Source organism: Ruegeria sp. BE10, assembly GCF_056538905.1.
Genome location: NZ_JBQFTX010000001.1, coordinates 312,473 through 332,671, shown reverse-complemented (window position 1 = coordinate 332,671; position 20,199 = coordinate 312,473). Strand labels below are relative to the sequence as shown.

18 protein-coding genes are annotated in these 20,199 nt (G+C 57.3%); 7 read left to right on the top strand and 11 right to left on the bottom strand.

Annotation, left to right across the window (positions count from 1 at the left end):
- The first annotated feature begins 414 nt into the window (after nucleotides 1-414).
- From ACR0M2_RS01660 to ACR0M2_RS01650, 3 genes are read left to right on the top strand one after another with little or no spacing between them, the layout of a single operon-like run.
- Nucleotides 415-1,431, top strand: coding sequence for a CHAD domain-containing protein (locus ACR0M2_RS01660; protein ID WP_480703885.1), 1,017 nt, complete (start codon nucleotides 415-417; stop codon nucleotides 1,429-1,431).
- Between the two features lie 3 nt (nucleotides 1,432-1,434).
- The gene (locus tag ACR0M2_RS01655) at nucleotides 1,435-2,190 is read left to right on the top strand and encodes a ParA family protein (RefSeq protein WP_480703884.1); all 756 of its coding nucleotides are present in this window, start codon (nucleotides 1,435-1,437) and stop codon (nucleotides 2,188-2,190) included.
- Complete coding sequence (locus ACR0M2_RS01650; RefSeq protein ID WP_170374971.1) at nucleotides 2,187-2,654, top strand: CYTH domain-containing protein; 468 nt, start codon at nucleotides 2,187-2,189, stop codon at nucleotides 2,652-2,654. Before ACR0M2_RS01655 ends, ACR0M2_RS01650 begins: the two co-directional genes overlap by 4 nt.
- Here ACR0M2_RS01650 and ACR0M2_RS01645 read toward each other — a convergent pair.
- The 5 genes from ACR0M2_RS01645 to ACR0M2_RS01625 form a co-directional block, all read right to left on the bottom strand.
- Complete coding sequence (locus ACR0M2_RS01645) at nucleotides 2,651-4,021, bottom strand: sensor histidine kinase (RefSeq protein ID WP_170358095.1); 1,371 nt, start codon at nucleotides 4,019-4,021, stop codon at nucleotides 2,651-2,653. The two genes, ACR0M2_RS01650 and ACR0M2_RS01645, sit on opposite strands and share 4 nt — an antisense overlap.
- Nucleotides 4,014-4,694 carry a response regulator transcription factor gene (locus ACR0M2_RS01640; protein WP_170348457.1) on the bottom strand — a complete coding sequence of 227 codons (681 nt, stop codon included), beginning with the start codon at nucleotides 4,692-4,694 and terminating at the stop codon, nucleotides 4,014-4,016. Before ACR0M2_RS01640 ends, ACR0M2_RS01645 begins: the two co-directional genes overlap by 8 nt.
- Before the next feature lie 181 nt (nucleotides 4,695-4,875).
- A complete protein-coding gene (locus ACR0M2_RS01635) occupies nucleotides 4,876-6,312 on the bottom strand; it encodes a DegQ family serine endoprotease (RefSeq protein WP_480703883.1) in 1,437 nt (478 codons plus the stop codon).
- A 767-nt stretch (nucleotides 6,313-7,079) separates the two neighbouring features.
- Nucleotides 7,080-7,679, bottom strand: a complete 600-nt coding sequence (locus ACR0M2_RS01630) for a nucleotidyltransferase family protein (RefSeq protein WP_170548473.1) — start codon at nucleotides 7,677-7,679, stop codon at nucleotides 7,080-7,082.
- A gap of 31 nt (nucleotides 7,680-7,710) precedes the next feature.
- Nucleotides 7,711-10,128 carry a GcvT family protein gene (locus ACR0M2_RS01625; protein WP_480703882.1) on the bottom strand — a complete coding sequence of 806 codons (2,418 nt, stop codon included), beginning with the start codon at nucleotides 10,126-10,128 and terminating at the stop codon, nucleotides 7,711-7,713.
- A gap of 194 nt (nucleotides 10,129-10,322) precedes the next feature.
- Between ACR0M2_RS01625 and ACR0M2_RS01620 the strand changes: the two genes are divergently transcribed.
- The gene (locus tag ACR0M2_RS01620; protein ID WP_480703881.1) at nucleotides 10,323-11,891 is read left to right on the top strand and encodes an ABC transporter substrate-binding protein; all 1,569 of its coding nucleotides are present in this window, start codon (nucleotides 10,323-10,325) and stop codon (nucleotides 11,889-11,891) included.
- A 55-nt stretch (nucleotides 11,892-11,946) separates the two neighbouring features.
- Here the strand turns inward: ACR0M2_RS01620 and ACR0M2_RS01615 are convergent, their stop codons facing one another.
- From ACR0M2_RS01615 to ACR0M2_RS01600, 4 genes are all read right to left on the bottom strand, one after another.
- On the bottom strand, nucleotides 11,947-13,254 hold the full coding sequence (locus ACR0M2_RS01615; protein WP_170348462.1) for an HlyC/CorC family transporter: 1,308 nt from the start codon (nucleotides 13,252-13,254) through the stop codon (nucleotides 11,947-11,949).
- 63 nt (nucleotides 13,255-13,317) lie between these two features.
- Nucleotides 13,318-14,271: a site-specific tyrosine recombinase XerD gene (locus tag ACR0M2_RS01610; protein WP_480703880.1), complete on the bottom strand. Its 954-nt coding sequence runs from the start codon at nucleotides 14,269-14,271 to the stop codon at nucleotides 13,318-13,320.
- A gap of 2 nt (nucleotides 14,272-14,273) precedes the next feature.
- On the bottom strand, nucleotides 14,274-15,797 hold the full coding sequence (locus ACR0M2_RS01605) for a hypothetical protein (RefSeq protein ID WP_480703879.1): 1,524 nt from the start codon (nucleotides 15,795-15,797) through the stop codon (nucleotides 14,274-14,276).
- Nucleotides 15,787-15,936: a hypothetical protein gene (locus tag ACR0M2_RS01600; RefSeq protein WP_170348465.1), complete on the bottom strand. Its 150-nt coding sequence runs from the start codon at nucleotides 15,934-15,936 to the stop codon at nucleotides 15,787-15,789. The genes ACR0M2_RS01605 and ACR0M2_RS01600 overlap by 11 nt, the downstream gene beginning before the upstream one ends.
- 79 nt (nucleotides 15,937-16,015) lie before the next feature.
- Between ACR0M2_RS01600 and ACR0M2_RS01595 the strand changes: the two genes are divergently transcribed.
- Both ACR0M2_RS01595 and aroB read left to right on the top strand, forming a co-directional pair.
- Nucleotides 16,016-16,603, top strand: a complete 588-nt coding sequence (locus tag ACR0M2_RS01595; RefSeq protein ID WP_170409554.1) for a shikimate kinase — start codon at nucleotides 16,016-16,018, stop codon at nucleotides 16,601-16,603.
- Nucleotides 16,603-17,715, top strand: a complete 1,113-nt coding sequence (gene aroB / locus ACR0M2_RS01590; protein ID WP_480703878.1) for a 3-dehydroquinate synthase — start codon at nucleotides 16,603-16,605, stop codon at nucleotides 17,713-17,715. The genes ACR0M2_RS01595 and aroB overlap by 1 nt, the downstream gene beginning before the upstream one ends.
- Here the strand turns inward: aroB and ACR0M2_RS01585 are convergent, their stop codons facing one another.
- Nucleotides 17,716-18,786 carry a site-2 protease family protein gene (locus ACR0M2_RS01585; protein ID WP_170358112.1) on the bottom strand — a complete coding sequence of 357 codons (1,071 nt, stop codon included), beginning with the start codon at nucleotides 18,784-18,786 and terminating at the stop codon, nucleotides 17,716-17,718.
- 18 nt (nucleotides 18,787-18,804) lie between these two features.
- Nucleotides 18,805-19,299 carry a single-stranded DNA-binding protein gene (gene ssb / locus ACR0M2_RS01580; protein ID WP_170348469.1) on the bottom strand — a complete coding sequence of 165 codons (495 nt, stop codon included), beginning with the start codon at nucleotides 19,297-19,299 and terminating at the stop codon, nucleotides 18,805-18,807.
- Nucleotides 19,300-19,505: 206 nt separating this feature from the next.
- On the opposite strand from ssb, the gene ACR0M2_RS01575 reads away from it, so the two are divergent.
- Nucleotides 19,506-20,084, top strand: coding sequence for a lytic transglycosylase domain-containing protein (locus ACR0M2_RS01575; RefSeq protein WP_480646444.1), 579 nt, complete (start codon nucleotides 19,506-19,508; stop codon nucleotides 20,082-20,084).
- Nucleotides 20,085-20,199: the final 115 nt, after the last annotated feature.

Here is a 20,199-nt window from a genome sequence, read left to right as displayed (position 1 = left end):
GCGTTTGAACCGCCTTCCGCTGCCCGCTCCTTTGACCTGCTAGACAGCCATGATCAGTCGTTACGGGCCAAAGGGCGGTTATTGATCGAAACAGGCGGCTCGTTGCAGCTGCTGAACGACAGGGACTTTTTGTTTCAAGATGGCTGCGGCACAGGCATGTTCGTACAGGACCTGCCGGATGGACCTGTCCGCGCGACGTTGAAAGATTTCCCAAAGTTGCGCGCGCTTATGTGTATCGGCTCTGGCACCATCAAAAACAGCACCTTTGCCGTATTGGACGATCTGCAAAAAACACAAGTTCGCGGCCGCGCCCTGACTTTGGGCACACACCACGGGCAGGTGACGATCCTGACCGTTCAACCCCTGCGCGGGTATAAACGCCCCTTTCAAAAGGTCTGTTTGGCGTTAGGGGAATTGGCGGCTGGCGCGTCAGGTGCAGAGGTGGTCATGCAAGGCCTTTTTGCAGATTTCCCTGCCTACAATGCCAAACCCGATATCGAGTTGGGCAAACAGGAACCCTCGATCGAAGTGGCGGTGGATATCATCCGCACCTATCTGGAGGTCGCGCGCCGGAATGAGGCAGGGATCGTCGCGGATATAGACACGGAATTTTTGCATGATTATCGCGTCTCGCTCAGGCGCGTGCGGTCCGTGCTGAGCCTGTTCAAAGGCGTGTTTTCGCCAGATCAGACAAGCGCACTAAAACGCGAATTCTCGGACCTGATGGCGTCTACGGGGCGGGTGCGGGATTTGGATGTCTACCTTCTGGAAAAAGACATTTACTTCAATCTGATTCCGTCCAACCTTCATCCCGGTATCGAGGCGATGTTCGTGAAGTTTGAACAAGAACGTAACCGCGAACTTGCTGTGCTGAGTCGGCGTTTGCGCAGTGCCGCCTATGGCAGACAGATGAAGCAACTTCTAGCACTGTTTGCTGATATTAAACGGTTGGAAACCGGACCCAACGCCGAGCGCAAAGCTTATGACTATGCCCGTTCGTTGATCTGGAAACGCTACCGAAAAGTATGCAAGCTTGCCCGTGGGATTACCCCGAAAACTCCAGACGAGGCGGTGCATGAACTGCGGATAGATTGCAAGAAGTTGCGCTATCTGATGGAGTTCTTTGCGCCTTTGTTCGACAAGAGTGATTTCAAAACGCTCATTAAGCCATTGAAAAAAATGCAAGATAATTTGGGTTTGTTCAATGACTATTCGGTGCAACAAGAGGCGCTGCTTAATTTTGTTTCCACTCAAAGTGATGCCCGCAATCGGACAAGTGCGCCGCTTGCCATGGCCGCCGGAGGGCTGATCGCCGTACTCGATCAGCGCCAAAAAGCAGAGCGTGACCACGTGATTACCAATTTTCAGCATTTCGATAGCCCGGAGATTCAGAACCTGTTCCGAGCCCTGTTTCGCCAAAAGGAGGATTGACTGGTGAAGATCATTGCCTGCTACAGCAACAAGGGCGGTGTGGGTAAAACCGCAACCTCGGTAAACTTGGCCTATGCCTATGCGCAAGCAGGGTACACCGTGTTGTTGTGCGACCTTGATCCGCAGGGTGCGGCGGGGTTCTATTTTCGGGTAAAACCTTCAAAAAAGTTGACCGACGCGCGGTTTTTCGAGGATGTTTCCCGGTTCACCAAATCTATCAAGGCCAGTGATTTCGAAGGGCTGGACGTGTTGCCAGCGAACCTGACCTTCCGCGACTTTGACGTATTCCTATCGCGTATGCGAAACAAGCGATCCCGGTTGAAAAAGGCTCTGGCCGCCGCCGGCAGTGACTACGACGTGATCATTCTGGATTGCCCCCCGAATTTTTCGACCCTGTCCGAGAACGTTTTTAAGGCGGCGGATCAGATCGTGGTGCCGGTCATTCCGACCACTTTGTCCGAGCGAACGCTTGCGCAGTTGGTGGCCTTCTTTGACCAACAGAAGCTGCCCAAGAAAAAGATTAGGGCGTTCTTTTCGATGGTGCAGCGGCGCAAAACCTTGCATCTGGAAACGATGGAGAAGATGCGTAAACAGTACAAAAAACGGTTCCTGCAAACCGAAATACCTTTTGCCGCCGATATCGAACGTATGGGCCAAAACCGCGCCCCGGTCAGTATCTTTGCTGGTCGCAGAGACGCCAGTTCTGCCTATCAGTCGTTGTTCGATGAATTGGAAAACGGAGTGATTTCAAGCAAATGAGCATGGAAATTGAACGCAAGTTTTTGGTCGCGGACCTGCCGGACCTCAGCGGCGCAGAGAAAGCTGTCGTGCGGCAGGGATATTTGACAGCGCCCGACGATTCCACCGAACTGCGCCTGCGTCAAAAGAATGACCGGTTCTTCCTAACCCTCAAAGGTGGCGGCTCGATGGTGCGGGTCGAGCGTGAGGCTGAAATTACGGCCGAGCAATTCGAAACATTCTGGCCGGAAACTGATGGGCGCCGGGTGGAAAAGGAACGTTTCACAGGCCAGTTGTCCGACGGGCGCGTGTTTGAGTTGGACGTGTTTCAGGGCGATCTGGCCCCGCTGCAGTTGGTCGAGGTGGAATTTGAGACCGAAGTCGAGGCTATGGCCTACACTCCGCCGGATTGGTTCGGTGAGGATGTTACTGCTGATAAACGCTATAAAAACAAGACAATGGCAATCAACGGCGTACCCAATTAGGGTTTGCGCGCCAATTTGATTTTCGCTTCAAGCCCCGGATTACAATTGCTGGCTTCAAACGCGCCGCCATGCATGTGGGAAATCGCAGCGACAAGGGCTAGGCCCAGACCGGCATTCCGCTCGGTTCGGGCCGGGTCCAGTGTGACAAACGGCATTTGCAGGCGCGGCAGGTCTTCTTGCGGAACGCCGGGACCACGATCGCGAACGCTCAGATTTGAATAGGCACCATCTTCGGACAGGTGGATCGTGACAGTGGTGTCCTGCGGCGCATAGCGCATCGCGTTTTCCAGCAGGTTCGAAAGGGCCTGGGACAACAGCGGGCGATGCCCCGGTATTGGCGCTGCTGTGCCCGTGACCTCAAGCTGGATACCCTGATCGACTGCCACGGGATCGTAAAGCTCCACTACATCCGCCACCAGTTGCTGCAGATCGACCGGTTCGAATTGTTCCCGACCAACACCAGCTTCGGCGCGTGAGATTTCGGTCAGTTGCCCCAATACTCGCAACACATGGTCGATTTCGACACTGGCCCGCGCGATATCAATCTCGCGCTCTTGATCCGTTTTCGAAGGGTCAGACAGCGTTTCAACTCGTTGCTTCAACCGCGACAGGGGCGAGCGCAGATCGTGGGCGATTGAATTTGACGTTGTACGTAGATTGCTAACCAGTTCCTCAATCCGGTCCAGCATGGTGTTGAGCGTCCCGGATACCTGATCGAATTCGTCCCCAGTGCCGCGCAGGGGCATGCGCCGGGTTAGGTCGCCCGATACGATGTTCTCTGCCGTGTTGGCGATATCGGACAAGCGAGAAAAGACCAGGCGGGTGAATAGCCAACCGGTGAGTACACTCAGCGCTAGGGCAATTGCCAGCGCGATGCCGACCGACCGCAGCAGAACCCGGTCGAATTGCTGCCGCGCCAGTGCGTCGCGTCCTACCAGCAGGCGTTCACCGCCGGGCAGGCGAACCGAGGCGGCCGAGACGGGCACCAATTCATCATTTTCGGCCCGGCGCAGTTCCAGATCGACCCAGCCGCTGCCGGCTGCGATATTCTCGGGCCATTGTTTGAGGTTGCCAGCCAGATTGACGCCAAAGCGATCGGTCAGAAGATATAACGCATCGCGGTCAGCGGCGGTTGGAAGACGCCGCTCAATCGCCCGCATCAACCCGATCAGGCCTCGGCGTTCGTATTCATCCGCCAACCCTGTCAGCTCTGCCGACACGACCGAGCGTGTCTCGCTTTCAATGCTGCGGTTCGCCGTTACATAGACCAACGCCAGCACGGTCGCGGTCAGCAAGGTACTGAGGACCATGCTGGCCAGTACGAGGCGTGTGCGTGAATTGTTAAAGGAAAGTCGAAGGTTATCCATCAGATATCATGTAACCGGCGCCCCGGACGGTTTCAATCAACGGCGGCTCGCCGCCTTCGTCCAGTTGACGCCGCAGTTTCGAGATATGGACATCGACCACATTGGTATTGGGGTCGAAGTGATAGTCCCAAACCCCCTCAAGCAGCATGGTGCGCGATACCACGCGGTTCTTCCGGCGCAGGAAAAACTCGAGGATCTGAAACTCACGCGGGGTAAGGGTGATCTCGCGCCCGTTGCGGGTGACCTTGCGGGTCAGCAGGTCCATCTCAAGGTCGCGGCAATTCAGGGTCGGGCTTTCCTCGGCCTCTTGCGGTCGGCGCAGAAGGGCCTCGATCCGGGCGTGCAATTCCTGGAACGAGAACGGTTTGACCAGATAGTCATCCGCACCGGCACGCAGCCCTTTGACACGTTCATCAACGGCGCTCATGGCGGTTAGCATCAGAACCGGCGTTTTAACGCCCGCCGCACGCATCGATTTGATCAGCGACAGGCCATCCAAACCCGGCAACATGCGGTCCAGAACAACCGCGTCAAACCCGCCATCGGTGGCATGGTAAAGACCTTCCCGGCCGTCCTCGGCCTGCTCGATGACATAACCTTCTTCGCCAAATCCCTTGGCGATGAACTCTCGGGTATCTTCATCATCTTCGACGATCAGCAAGCGACGGCTCATGATGCGAGTTCCTTTCTACCGGGATTTAAACACAATTTTTGGGCAAAGCACATGGGTTGGCTAATCAATCTGCCGGGTGCGGTGTATCGCACCCGGCAGTCTCGGAGGTTTGCGGACAATTCAAACCACCGAGGAGGCGCCCGCCAGATTTCCCCATCACGTGGCGCGCGCTGGTGTCAGATCAGGCGATTTCCACCGCTACAAAGATCTGGTTTCCACCGCGATTGATAAGAACAAGCGCGGGGTCGGTTTTTTCGCTGTCCAGAGCGGCCTTCAACGCGTCCGGTGTTGCGGTTTCCTGGCCGCCCAGTTTCACGATCACATCGCCCCGTTGCAGACCGGCTTTGGCTGCCGGGCTATCGGGTTTCAGGTCAGTGACGATCACACCATCGACATTTTCAGCCACACCCATCTCGGCGCGGTTGGTGTCGGTCAGCGGTGCAATAGTTACGCCCAAAGCAGTGCCCGAGACGGTTTCGTCCACTGACTTATCAATCTGGGCCGATGCGCTTTGATGCTGGCCGACGGTCAACTCGATCTGTTGTTCCTTGCCATCGCGCAGAACGGTCAGAACGCTGTCAGTGCCCACTTTGGTGGTACCGACAAGGACCGGAAGATCGCTGCTGGAATCGACCACTTCATCGTTGAAGGTCAGAATGACATCACCCTGTTGCAGAACGCCCTCGGCCGGGCTGTCGGCAACAACATCCGCAACCAGCGCGCCGGTTGAGCTATCGATGCCCATGGCTGCCGCAAGCTCGGGGCTGACATTCTGGATCGACACACCCAGCCAACCCCGGCTGACCTGGCCGTCATCGCGCAGGTCGGCCGCGATGTGTTCCACAATGTTTGATGTCACCGCAAACCCCAGACCCACTGAGCCACCGGTGGGCGAGTAGATCGCCGAATTCACGCCAACGACTTCACCTTCCATGTTGAACAGCGGACCACCCGAGTTGCCTTTGTTGATAGCTGCGTCGGTTTGAATGAATTCAGCATACGGCCCTTGCGAGATGTTGCGCCCTTTGGCCGATACGATACCGGTCGTCACGGTTGAATGCAGCCCGAACGGGTTGCCGATGGCTACGACGTCTTCGCCCACGCGGATGCCTTCGCTGTCACCCAGTTCAACCGCCTGCAGGGTTTCATCTGCGTCGATCTTCAGAACTGCGATGTCGGTCAGCGGGTCGGTGCCAATAACCTCGGCGTCAAACGTACGGTCGTCCGACATGCGAACTGTTACGGACTCGGCATTGTCTACGACATGGTGATTGGTAACGATGTAACCCGCTTCATCCAAAACGAAACCCGAACCCAGACCTTGTGCCGGTCCACGCTGCGGGGCGTTAAACCCTTCGGGCGCGCCGAAGCGTTTGAAAAATTCTCCAAACGGGTGTTGGTCAAAGTCAAACTCCTGTCCCTGCGTGGGAACCGGTGTGGCACCTTGTTCGGCGATGATGGTGACGACCGAGGGCGATACATTTTCAACAAGATCGGCCAGTGCTTCGTCGGCCATCGAGGGCAGGGCGGTGGTCGCCAGCAATGCGGCGCTCAGTGCGCCAGCGCCAACCCAACTGGCTGTCCCGGGCAAAAGAAGTGAGGACTTGCGGATGCTCATTTTTATCTCCTGTTTATATCACGCGGGTGCGGCCGCGCGTTGAAACAGGAGATGCGCCTTCACTCTGTGTGTTTCCTGAGCGAATTGTTAAGATATCTTAATTTTGCCACAAATTAGCGGTTCTATCGCGACGTTCGAGGACCGGAGTCGGAGGATTTGTGCGAATCACTGAGCGCGAATCGGTGGATTGTTGCCGGTTTGGACGCCAAAGTGCGAAAAAGGTTGAATTGAATCAAAATCGTTAACAAGTCAGCCGTCGCAAACTCCGATTTTCAGGTGATACCGTCTTGGTTGTGTCGATCTGCAAGTGTTAATGCGGTTATCGAAAACAATTTATAACATTTAGACCAGATAGCACATTAGGTTTATGCTTAATGGTGAAATGTGGTGTTTCGGGCAAAAATGACACTCATCTTAAGGTTGATTCGCTGTCATTAAATGTTGCGGAAAAACCATCCTGATATCGGCAAAATTAACCGTTCTTTCCAATTTTACGTTGTTTGAACCCAGCGGATGGGTGACGATGAATGTGCCCAAGCGAGGGGGAGCCAAAGGCACTAGGGGGTGCCCAAGGCTTGTCACAGTCACTGGAAACGCTGAGCGGCATGTTAACGAGGGGGTCTTGTTTAGGTTCGGCGGCGGAATAGCCAGAGTGTCGACAGACATTATTGGCCGCGTTTCCGGGATTGATGAAAAGTGGTAGTCCTGTTTTGGGTACCGGCCCGGTCGTTATCGACCGGGCCGATTTACTTTCAGACCTGTCGATTTTAGATGGTCCGCTTTGCGCGCCATGTCGCCCAATCCGCGGGCGTGTCCAAATCCAGCAATGCGTGTCGGGCGGGCAGGGCGTGCAGATGCACCTTGTCCGCATGCGCGCGCACCACGGATTGCGCGCCTTCGTCTCCGGTCAAACGGCCGAGCTGATCAAACAGGCTGCGATCAAAGATGACTGGATGCCCCGGTTTGCCGTCCTCTGTGGCGCCACGCCATATCAGGTTGTCCGGGTGGGCCTGGACCGCGGATAGCACTGCAAGCAGATCTTCGGTTGTGATGTCCGGCAAATCTGCCAACAAGATCATTGCGCCGCTCGCTTCGGGAGAAACGTGCGCAAGTGCGCCGCGCAGGCTGGCATTCATACCTTCTTGGGCATCCGGAATTTCGACCTTTTGCATGTCCAGCCCATCAAGCGCTTCGTATCTGGGATGCGGGGCGGAGGGTAATGCGACGATGACTGGTGCCGCTAGCCCGGCAATCAATACCGCGCGACGTAGCAAGGGTTGGCCGTCGATGATCTGCAACAGCTTGTCCTGGCCGCCCATGCGGCTGGATTGCCCAGCGGCCAATAGAATTATGGGTATTTGTGTCATACCGCCACCATGCCGCCGCAACAGGGCAGAGTCATCCCCGCATGCGCGCGCCATCTGCGTCAAATAGTGGTTCCGAGATCACCCTAGCCGTACACAGTTGACCAAGGATTTCGATTTCAACCTGCAGTCCGTCAGTCACCCGGTCCACGGGCAAGAACCCCATTGCAACCGATCTTTGGGCATGGTGCGAGTATCCGCCAGACGTGCAGAAGCCAACAACCTTACCGTCCAACCAGATCGGTTCATACGCATTCACATCGGCATCGTCGGCGTCCACCTCAAATGCCACCAATTTACGCGCCGGGCCCTGCGATCGGTCTTGCTCAGCGGCGGTTCGGCCGATGAAATCGGCGTTTTTCGAGAATGATATGAACCGATCCAGACCTGTTTCCGCGGCGGTATAGTCAGGTGAGAATTCCCTCATCCATGAGCCAAAGAACTTGTCCAGACGCAGGCTCATCATCGCACGCATTCCAAACGGCACCATCCCGTGCGGTTGCCCAGCCTGCCATAGAACCCACCAGAGCTGTCTTTGTGCCATCGGATCGCAATAAATCTCGTACCCCAGATCGCCGGTATAGCTGACCCGCTGCACGATGCAGTCGGTCATGCCAACGGTCATACGCCGCACGTCTAGAAAGCTGAGGTCCGAAACATTGTCGCGGGTGCAGGCGTCCAGGACTTGCTTTGCTTTTGGACCCGCGATCTGAAACCCGTTCAACCGGTCGCTGATGTTATCGATTTGTACGCCGTTCTGCTGATGTGTCAGGAACCGGCGCATGTGGAACGCCTGACTGCCGTATGACGCGGTCAGTTGAAACTCGCCTTCAGCCAGGCACGAAACGGTAAAGTCTCCGATCAGTTTACCCTTGGGTGATAGCATCGGGGTCAGAGACACTCGGCCAGGTTGTGGAATGCGTCCGGCCATAATCCGATCCAGCCACGCGCGGGCCGTAGGGCCGGCAATGCGGTACTTGCCGAAATTGTGGACCTCGTTGATGCCGACACTGTTGCGAACGGCGCGCACTTCGCGCCCAGTCGCGTCAAACGCGTCCGAGCGACGGAATGAGGGAGTTTCATAGCCCGGCTCGTCCCCTTGGGCGAAATAGTTCGGGACTTCCAATCCGTATTGCTGACCCCAGACAGCGCCCAGATCGCTGAAAATATCGTACATCGGGGTTGTTCGGTTTGGGCGCGCGGCGGGCAGTTCCTCATTCGGGTAGGCGACGCTGAAGCGTTTCTGATAATTCTCGATCACTTTCGGGCGGGTGTACCCGGGGCTGATCCAATCTCCGAACCGGGCCACGTCCATCGCAAAGACATCGCGTTCCGGTTCGCCCTCGATCATCCATTGCGCCAACGTCAGGCCAACTCCGCCACCTTGGCTGAATCCGGCCATCACGCCGCAGGCTGACCAGTAGTTGCGCATCCCCGGTACCGGCCCGACCAGAGGGTTCCCGTCCGGTGCAAAGGTAAACGGTCCGTGGATCACCGATTTCACCCCGGCTTCGGCCAGAACAGGAAAGCGACGATAGGCGAATTCGATACTGTCCGTGATTTTGTCATAGTCGTCTGGCAGCAGCTCATGCCCGAACTCCCACGGGGTGCCGTCGACGGCCCACGGCTTGCAGGGCTGTTCATAGAACCCGATGCACAGCCCGCGCCCTTCTTGCCGCAAATAGCTTTCGCCGGCAGGGTCCATGACATGCGGGTGTTCTCCGCCAGCGTCGATGATCGCTTCGATCTGCGGGATTGAATCTGTCACCAGATACTGATGTTCCATTGGGTGCAGCGGGAAGTAGACACCGGCCATCGCGCCAACCTCGCGCGCCCAGAGGCCACCGGCGTTGACTACATGTTCGGCGTGAATGGTGCCCTTATCGGTGACCACATCCCAGGTGCCGTCGGGGCGTTGGTTGGTCTCGCGCACCATGCAATGCGTTTCGATTGTGGCCCCACCCATCCGAGCCGCCTTGGCATAAGCATGAGTGGTGCCCGATGGGTCCAGATGCCCGTCCAGCGGATCATACAGCGCACCGATGATGCCGTCTGTATTGGCGATGGGCGCGATCTTCTTGATCTCGTCCGGCCCGACGATCTCGGTCTCCAATCCCATGAACCGATGCTTGGCGCGCTCGGCCAGTAACATGTCGAACCGGTCCTGGTTGTCGGCTAAAGTCACGCCACCTACGTGGTGCAAACCGCAAGACATACCGGTGATCTCTTCCAACTCTTTGTACAGGCGGATTGTGTACCCCTGCAGCGCGGCCATGTTGGTGTCACCGTTCAACGTGTGGAACCCGCCCGCCGCGTGCCAGGTTGAGCCACTGGTGAGTTCTGAGCGTTCCAGCAGCATGACGTCGGACCACCCCAGTTTGGTCAGGTGGTACAGCACGGAACAACCGACGACGCCACCGCCAATAACTGCTACGCGGGTTTCAAGTTTCATGAAGGCCTCCGTCAGTGTTTTTGTCAGTCTGATCAGTGGGGATCAGGATGCAATTCCGAATGCGACAAAACGTGTCGCCGCAGCAAATCGCATCTGCGGAAAACATCCGCTAAAGGGTGTCGCGGTTCTGTTACGGAATCGATCTACCAGGCGTCCGGGAAGGAACCTGTGTAACTACTCTACAAGGACATAAGATGAGCAAGTTTGATCCCCAACCCCAAGCGTTGAGCCGCCGTGAATTCATGGCCAAAGCTGCGGCACTTGGTCTGACCGCCACTGCTGCGAACATGATCTGGGCCGAGGCCGGTCTGGCCGAGACGCCCCAAAAAGGCGGTCATTTCGTTTTGGGGCTGACGGGTGGTGAAAGCACCAACTCGCTGGACCCGGCGCTGTCGGCGTCGCATGTGACGGCCAAGGCGCTGCGGGCCTATGGCAACACACTGACCGTGGTCACTGCTGATGGTGGAATCGAGCCAAGCCTTGCCGAAAGCTGGGAAGCGAATGAAGACGGTAAGGTCTGGACTTTCCTGATCCGCAAAGGCGTCGAATTCCACAATGGCAAGACACTGACGCCTGAAGATGTACAGCAGACCCTGGCGCGCCACTCGAACGAAGATTCGCAGTCGGGTGCTTTGGGCATCATGCGCGGGATCGAGGATGTGCGGATCGACGGTGACTATGTGGTGATCACGCTGACCACACCCAACGCAGACCTGCCGTATCTGATGTCGGATTATCATCTGGTCATGCAGCCGGGTGGCGGGATCGATAACCCCGGCGAGGGGGTTTCGACCGGTGCTTACAAGGTGACCGCAGATGAACCTGGAGTGCGCTATGCGTTCGAGAAGTTCGCCAACCACTGGGATGAAAACGTTGGCCATTATGACAGCCACGAGATCCTTGTTCTGAACGATGACACTGCCCGTTCGGCAGCATTGCAGGCCGGACAGGTACACGCCATTAACGTGGTGCCACCGCGTACCGCCAAGCTGTTTGGCCGCGCGCCGGGTGTTACCATCAACGCGACCTCGGGCCGGGGACATTACATCTTTGTCATGCACACCGACACCGCACCGTTTGACAACAAAGACCTGCGGCTGGCGCTGAAATACGCCATCAATCGCGAGGAGCTGGTCGACAAGGTTCTGCGCGGTTTTGGCTCGGTCGGGAACGATATTCCGATCAACGAAGCCTATCCGCTGTTCGATGCGTCGATGGAGCAGCGCCAGTTCGATCTGGCCAAGGCAGCTGAGCATTACAAAGCGTCGGGTCATGACGGCTCGCCCATCGTTCTGCATGTGTCTGACGCCGCGTTTGCCGGTGCACTTGACGCGGCGCAATTGTTCCAGCTGTCGGCACAAGCGGCTGGTATCCCGCTTGAGATTCAGCGTGAGCCGGCGGACGGCTACTGGTCGGAAGTGTGGAACAACAAACCGTTCTGTGCATCCTACTGGGGTGGGCGTCCGGTGCAGGATCAGATGTGGTCGGTTGGCTATCTGTCGACCGCAGACTGGAACGACACCAACTTTAAGAACGAAGAGTTCGACGCGCTGGTATTGAAAGCCCGTGCTGAGCTGGACGCCACCAAGCGCAAAGACATCTACGCCCAGATGGCGCGCATCGTCTGGGAAGAGGGCGGTCTGATCAACCCGATGTTCAATCAGTTCATCGACGGATATTCGGACAAGGTGACGGGTTGGTCCGCACATGCGAACGGTGACCTGATGGATGGCTATGTCGCCAGCCGTACCTGGTTCGCGTAACCCCGGAAATGAAACCGGCGCCCGATGGTGGGCGCCGGTTTTTTCTTTAGCCGAGTTATAGCGGTCGGATTTTCAACTCGGTCACCCGGTTGCCGTCCTTCGCGGTGACTTCGAACCGAAACCCGTGGAATGAGAAGACCTGACCTACCACCGGGATCATCTGTGCCTCATGTATGACAAGCCCGGCGACTGTGTTCGCCTCATCATCTGGCAATGACCAGTCCATCGCGCGGTTTGCGTCGCGGATCGTCATTGCTCCTTCGACCAGATACTGCCCGTCTTCGGTGCGGGTCACCGGAACGTCTTCTTCTATATCGAATTCGTCGGCGATTTCTCCCACGATTTCTTCCAGGATATCTTCCAGCGTGATCAAACCGCGCAATGATCCGTATTCGTCGACCACCAGGGCAAAATGGCTGTGCATCCGCAGGAATTCCCGCATTTGGTCGTCCAGCGTCGTGGTTTCCGGCACAAAGTACGGGTCGTTTGCCACTTTGGAGATATCGAATTCTTTTAGCCGGTTGGTGTCACTTTCACTGGCACCTGCATGGGCATACATGGCGCGAAACAGGTCCTTAGCGTGAACGACTCCAACAATGTTCTCCGGCTCATCCCGGAAAACGGGCAGACGGGTGTGCGGGCTTTTCAGACATTGTTGCAGAATGGCCTCGGGTGCGTCGTCGGCATCGATCATCTCGATGTTCGAGCGGTGAAGCATGATCTCTTCCACCGTCCGATCACCCAGATCCAGCGCGCCAAGGATGCGGTCTCGGTCTTCTTTTTCCACCACACCTTCGGAATGGCCCAGCTGCAGCGCGCCCGCGATCTCTTCACGTACTGCAAGAATGTTGCTGTCCGGGTCGATCCGAACACCGAACAAACGCAAGACGCCGCGCACCAGCAGGCGTACGGCTGCGACCATGGGCGAAAACACCGTCACCACAATACTGATGATCGGCGCGACCAATGCTGCCGCTTTTTCCGCGTTGGTAATGGCATAGGTCTTGGGCAGAACTTCGGCGAAAACCAGTACCAGCAAAGTCATGACAAGCGTTGCCAGCGCCACGCCGCTTTCGCCAAACAACCGGGTGAACAAGGCGGTGGCCAGCGAGGCGGCAAGGATATTCACAAGGTTATTGCCCAGCAGGACCGAGCCGATCAGACGTTCATTGTCATCGGTGATGTCCAGCGCCTTTTGCGCCCCGCGTGAGCCTTTGTCGGCCTGCGCCCGCAACTTGCCGCGTGACGATGCGGTCAATGCCGTTTCAGAACCCGAGAAAAAGCCCGACAGGACGAGCAAAAGCAGAATGGCGCCTGTGGTAAACCAGAATGCGCCGTCGATCAGAGAAGAAGAGGGTTCCATTGGTCCTTGGTTGTTGGTGTTGCTGCATCCGTTATGGGGGCGCGCCCCCTGCGGATCAAGGGGTTAGCCCTTGTTGTCGGGGTCTTTCGCCAGTGGGTGATGCTCTAACACCAGCTCGGCCAGACGTTCGTCGAGAACATGAGTGTAAATCTCGGTAGTCGCCACATCCGCGTGCCCCAGTAGGGTCTGGATCGACCGCAAATCGGCACCGTTGGCCAGTAGATGCGTCGCAAATGCGTGGCGCAGCGTGTGCGGCGTGACTTTTTCCGGTGACACGCCGCCCTGAACAGCCAATTCCTTGACCAGCAGAAAGAACATATGCCGAGTTAGATGCCCGGATTTGCCGCGTGAGGGGAACAGGAACTTGGATCGCTGGCCGCCATCGGCAACCACTTGATCCTCGGCTTCATCCCGCACCTTTAGCCAGACCGCCAGTGCGTCGCGTGCAGGCGGAGATAGGGGTACCATCCGCTCTTTTCCGCCTTTGCCCAGCACCAGCAACATGCGCGGATCACCGCGAGCTGACGACACAGGTAATGAGACCAGTTCGGTCACCCGCATACCGGTGGCATAGAGAACTTCCATCAGGCAGGTATTCCGCACCCGGTCTGCCTTGGTGCGCCCGGTTTGCCGGGCGGCTTGCAGCAGCCGGTCCACCTCGGGCACGTCCAGCGTTTTGGGCAGGCGTTTTTGGCGTCCGGGCCCTTTGATCTGAATGGCGGGGTTGGTGTCGCGCCAGCCTTCCTCGAACGCGAAACGGTAGATTTGTTTGATCGCTGACAATCGTCGGGCTCGGGTGGACTGCGCCAGACCTTGGGCGTCGCAATCGATCAGATATGCCTCGATCTGATCCCGCTCAGCCTCGGCAAAGTTGGATTTGCGGCGCTGCAGCCAGGCGGCAAAATCCTTTAGGTCGCGGCCATAGGCCAACAGGGTATTGTTGGCTGCCCCAAGCTCGGCAGCCTGCGCTTGCAGGAAGGAGGAAATCCAAAGCTCAGTAGTTGCCGGGGACGCCATGATCATGTGCCCTGCAGGATCAAAAGGTTCAGGGCCGCACGCCGCGCCGTATCCTCAAGGCCCACCCGGCGCAGGGTCGCAATGGCAGCCGTCAGATCGACCAGATTGCCCCTGGCGCCATGAGCAAACATTTCCATCGTTTCAAGAATAGCTTCGCCCAGCTGGTTGTTGTTCAGCATCGCCTGAATGTCCGATGGGATCGGCGCCGCCCAGGCAAAGCCTTGAGCCACCGCATCGGCCAAAGGTGAAGGGCTGCGCGCACGCCCCGGATCACCTTGCGCCAAAGCGGTTAGAAAAAGCGCATCTTCTGATTTGTCCGGCGGAGACTCGGCTGCGGTTTCATAGAGATCGGACAGCAGCAGGATACGCCACAGCAGGTTTTCGGCTTTGTCATCCGGCAGAGAGACTTGTGACAGGCGACCAGCAAATAAATCGGCGAAGGGAACCTCAAGCCCGACACTGCGCATCTGATCCCACACAAGGGGCAATGCCATGGCGATAGCTTCGGGTTTACCGGTTTCCAGCGCGTTTTCGAATTTCTGAATAGCTGACACTCGGTCCCAGACCGCACCTGACGCCGCCGGGGCACGCTCGGTATACAAGCCCAAAAGCTGGTTAGGGGTCAGCGCGCCAATTCGCGTCAGGCGTTCGGCCGCTTCGATCTGGGCTTTCCAACCCGCCACATCGCGCAGGTCGGCGTTGGCAAAAGCCCGCGGCAGAGGGGCCGAGGGCAAACGTTCGCCAATCGCTTCAAACAATCGAAAAGTCAGCGGATCGGGATTGTCGGGCTGGGGAAGGTAATCGGCATCCTCAAACAGCTCGGGGCTCAGGAAGCGGTCCAGCACATCCAGATCCTCGGGGGGCAGGACTTGCAGCGCTTGGGCCGCCTCAAGCGTTAGCGCGGCAGAGTTCCAATCGCCTCGGCGCGCCTTGCAAAAAATCTGGGCTGCATAATCCAGCGATAGGTGCGGTTGCGCGATGAGCGCTGTGCAGCTGCGATCCTCATCCCCGGTCAGAAGCGTTGCATCGAACCAACGCTGAAACCGCGCGCGGCTGTCGGTGGGTCCGGCCAGTTGCACCAGCGATTGCGTTGGATCGGCGGCACCCAGCTGCATCAAGCGGTCGAGGCGAGCTAACAAGAGGGTTTCCTCCGCACTCGGCCCGGCAGGGGCCCGCGCTTCGGACAATAGCAGAGTGAATAACAGCCGCTGCATTGCTGGGTTGTACTTAACAGGAACCCGAGCGATCAGCTGCGCCAACCGGTCGGGATCACTGTTCTGCCATAGGCTCACAGGCAGGCCCGTTACAGAGGACGACACCAACCCCAGCGGTTGCGACAGCGCCTCAAGCGGTGTGACTTCGACATCCGGCTGCACACCGGTGTGCGTCACGGGCGGTTCCAGCAAAACGGTTCCCGGCAGGTTTTCTGGCGGGTTGCTCAACCAATCAATGACAGAAAGAGGTTCCTGCTGCGCTTGCGCCGAACCGGCCAAACACAGTGCGAACACTGCGGCCTTATTCGACATTCAGGATTACCGGCTCTCGTATCTCGTCTTGCGGCGCCGAGAAATCCGCACCGAAAAACGGCCCAAGATAGGCATATGCCACCAGCCCGATAAAACCCAGGCAAATCAGATATAACAGGAACTTGATTAGACGGCCCATTGCTCAACGCTGCCCCAATTTTCTCTTTTGTCATAGTTATAGCTAGCATTTTTCCTAAGATCACGTCATTCACAGTGAAATGAGCGAAATTAAGCATAACACCCACAGCTCGGACACAGATGCGGGCTTTGCACTGCACAAAACGGTTGTACTTGTAGGCATGATGGGAGCGGGAAAGACGGCGGTGGGCCGTGCGCTGGCCGCGCGGCTGGGCGTTCCCTTTCTCGACAGCGACGCCGAGATCGAATCGGCAGCCAATATGACCATCCCCGAGATTTTCGAACGTGACGGAGAACCGTTTTTCCGCGCTAAGGAATCTCAGGTTATCGGGCGTTTGCTGGATGAGGAAAAAGGCATCCTATCGACCGGTGGCGGCGCGTTTCTGGCGGACCAGAACCGCACAATGATCACGGAACGCGGGGTCTCGGTCTGGCTGCGGGCCGATCTCGAAGTTTTGTGGAATCGCGTCAAACACAAAGACACGCGCCCCTTGCTGCGTACCTCTGATCCTTATGCGACTTTGCGCGGCTTGTATGAACAGCGTGTCCCGGTTTATGCGAAGGCGGATTTGATCGCCGAGTCCGACGGCGAGACCTCGATCGAGAATATGGTGAACCGGGTGGTGGATGCGCTGGCAACACGCCCCGATGTTTTGGAACGGAAGTAATGCATCAAACCGTACATGTGGAGCTGGGCGAGCGCTCGTATGATGTAGAAATCGGCCCGGAATTGCTGGCTCAGGCCGGTACACGGATCGCGCCGTTGTTGCACCGGCCCAAAGTGGCGGTTGTGACGGACGAGAACGTGGGCGCGCTGCATCTGGACGCTTTGCGTGACGGTTTAGCGCACGCCGGGATCGAGATGACGTCGCTGACTTTGCCCGCTGGTGAGGCGACCAAAAGCTGGCCGCATTTCGAACGCACTGTAGAGTGGTTGCTGGCTGAGAAAATTGAACGCCGCGATGTCGTCGTTGCCTTTGGTGGCGGTGTGATTGGCGATCTGGTGGGGTTCGCCGCTGCGGCTTTGCGACGCGGAGTACGGTTTGTGCAAATCCCGACCTCGCTGCTGGCGCAGGTCGACAGTTCGGTGGGGGGCAAAACCGGGATCAACGCGCCGCAGGGCAAAAATTTGATCGGGGCATTCCATCAGCCGTCGCTGGTGCTGGCAGATACTTCGGTGTTGGGGTCGATGACCCAGCGCGATTTCCTTTCAGGCTATGGCGAGGTGGTGAAATACGGCCTGCTGGGAGACGCAGCGTTCTTTGAGTGGCTGGAAACCAACGGAACGGATGTCTCAGGCGGTGATATGGCCGCACGGGTGCGGGCCGTAACCCGTTCGGTGCAGATGAAGGCCGATATCGTGGCGCGGGATGAGACCGAGCAGGGCGACCGCGCGCTGCTGAACCTTGGCCATACCTTCTGTCACGCGCTTGAGGCTGCCACTGGTTATTCCGACCGTCTGCTGCATGGCGAGGGCGTCGCCATTGGTTGTGCGCTGGCGTTCGAGCTGTCGTCTCGCCTGGGTCTGTGTTCACAGGAAGACCCCAGCCGCGTGCGGGCACATTTGCGCGCTATGGGCATGAAAACCGATCTGAATGACATCCCCGGCGACCTGCCTGGGGCCGAAGCCTTAGTCGATCTGATGGCGCAGGACAAAAAGGTCATCGACGGTCAATTGCGGTTCATCCTGGCACGTGGGATCGGTGAAGCTTTCGTGACATCGGACGTCCCGCGTGAGGCGGTGATATCCGTGCTGGAAGACGCCCTGGCGACGGCCTGATCAGCGCCCCCGGATCACCATCAACTCACCAATGTTTTCCCGGGTGATATAGCCGACCATTTTACCAGTCTGCGTGCAGACGGCGATAGCCGGTGCGCCCTTGTGGAGCGTTTCCAGAACCATCTCAAGCCCGCTGGTCAGTTGCACTCTTGGGATATTGGTTTCCATGACCGACGTGGCGGGGTCGGACCGCGGAGTTTCCCCGGCTAGGGCTGCAAAAAGACGACCGCGGGTGACAAACCCAAGCAATGCGCCATCATCATCCAAAACGGGAAATTCGTGCTGAGTGGTGTGGATGACTGCCTGCGCTGCCGTCGCCAGCGTATCGGACGGGGACAGGGCGTGGAATTCAGTGATCATCGCATCACGCGCCAGAACCCGCCGCGCGACCGAACGCATGGCCACGTCCTGACTTTCGGAATTGGCGGCGACAAATACGAAAACCGCAATCAGGACCAGAATGGCGTTGCCGGTACTCAGCCCCCAAAAGCCAAAGGCGACAGCCACGATCTGTCCTGCGATTGCCGCGATCCTTGTTGCCTTCACCCGATCCATTTTGAGACATAACAAGGCGCGGAACACCCGCCCGCCGTCCATTGGGAAAGCTGGTATCATATTGAAGGCGGCCAGCAGCAAATTTACATATGCCAGACGGTTCAACAGACCCGGAACAGTGGTGTCGATCTGCGCCATTGTCTCAAGTGGCATACCGGCACCCAGCGCGACCAGAATGATCCAGATGACGATATTCACCGCCGGACCGGCAAGGGCCACCCAAACCTCTTGCATCGGCTTTTCAGGCATCCGTTCCAACCGCGCCAGACCGCCAATTGGCAGCAAGGTTATGTCTGGGGTTTTGATGCCGTATCGCCGTGCCATCAGCGCATGGCCGAATTCATGCGCGACGACGCAGGCAAACAAAGCCAGCACAAAGATCAGGTTTTCGATGGCGGCTGGCAGCCCGCCGCGGGAATAGGCGGCGAAACCGACCCAAGCCAGCAGCAGGAAAAAGGTGACATGGACCCTCAACTCGGACCCCAGAAACCGGCCGAGTGAGAAGGACCATGTCATGATTTGCCTCCGCTACGCTTAGAACGGAATCTCGTCGTCGTCGATTCCACCGGATGCCGGGGCAGGGGCGCTGGACGGTGCGCCATAAGGATCGCCGTATCCACCCCCGGCCTGACCGCCGCCGTAACCGCCCGATTGGCCGCCACCGCCGCCGCCTTCGCCGCGGCCATCCAACATCACAAGGGTAGAGCCAAAGCCCTGTAGAACAACCTCGGTCGAATACCGATCCTGTCCGGATTGATCCTGCCATTTGCGGGTCTGCAGTTGGCCTTCAAGATAAACCTTGGACCCTTTGCGCAGGTATTGCTCGGCCACGCGGACAAGCCCCTCGTTGAAGATCGCGACGGAGTGCCACTCGGTACGTTCGCGACGCTCACCTGTGTTGCGGTCTTTCCAGGTCTCGGATGTGGCGATGCGCAGATTGCAAACCTTGCCACCGTTCTGGAATGTCCGGACTTCGGGATCGCGGCCAAGATTTCCGACCAGAATGACCTTGTTGACTGAACCCGCCATGTATTTCCCCGTTCTGAATTGACGTATGCGCGCCGAATCTGGCGCAGTGTTTCCCAGCGACCCTATACGGCCTGCGTCTTGGTTGAAACACAGTTACTGCATGCAACACTGAGCAAGAAATTACTCAGGTTCGGTTAACCATGCTTTCATTATAAACTGAGATATCTATACTCCATAAGGTTCCTGACTAAGCGAGATTGGCTTTAATGCGTTTTCTGGTTGGTTGTTTTGTTGGTTTATGTGTTGCTCTGGTCTCGGTTCCGGTGGCCGCACAAACGTTGTCGACCAAAAGCCGGAAGGACATTTTCCTTAAACAATCCAAGATTTTGGACACGCGCGCCGCAACCCAGTATCGGGATTCCGAGCGGCTTAAACCCAAGACGGCTCAGCCGAAGTTCAACAAACGCTATACCGGGAAGTATCGCGGTCAGTATATGACACTGGCGCGTCAGGCCGCGCGCAAACATAGCGTCCCGGAGGAGTTGTTCTTGCGTCTGGTTCAGCAAGAAAGCGGTTGGAATCCACATGCAGTATCACACAAGGGTGCTTTGGGATTGGCACAGTTGATGCCCGGTACGGCCCAGCTTTTGGGTGTGAATCCGCATGATCCACAGCAGAATCTGGAAGGTGGCGCGCGGTATCTATCCTGGCAATACCGCAAGTTCAAATCCTGGCGTCTGGCGCTGGCGGCCTACAATGCCGGACCTCAGGCGGTTGAGAAACATGGCGGCGTACCACCTTACAAGGAAACCCAGAACTACGTGAAGGTTATCTGGGGCGGTTGAGCTAAATTCGATGCTTAGGTCTCTTTTGACCAGGTACATTTAGCTAAAATGCTTAAGAGAAAATTTGTTCAAGTAATGCCAAAGGGCGCCGATCAGAAACCGACGCCCTTTGCAC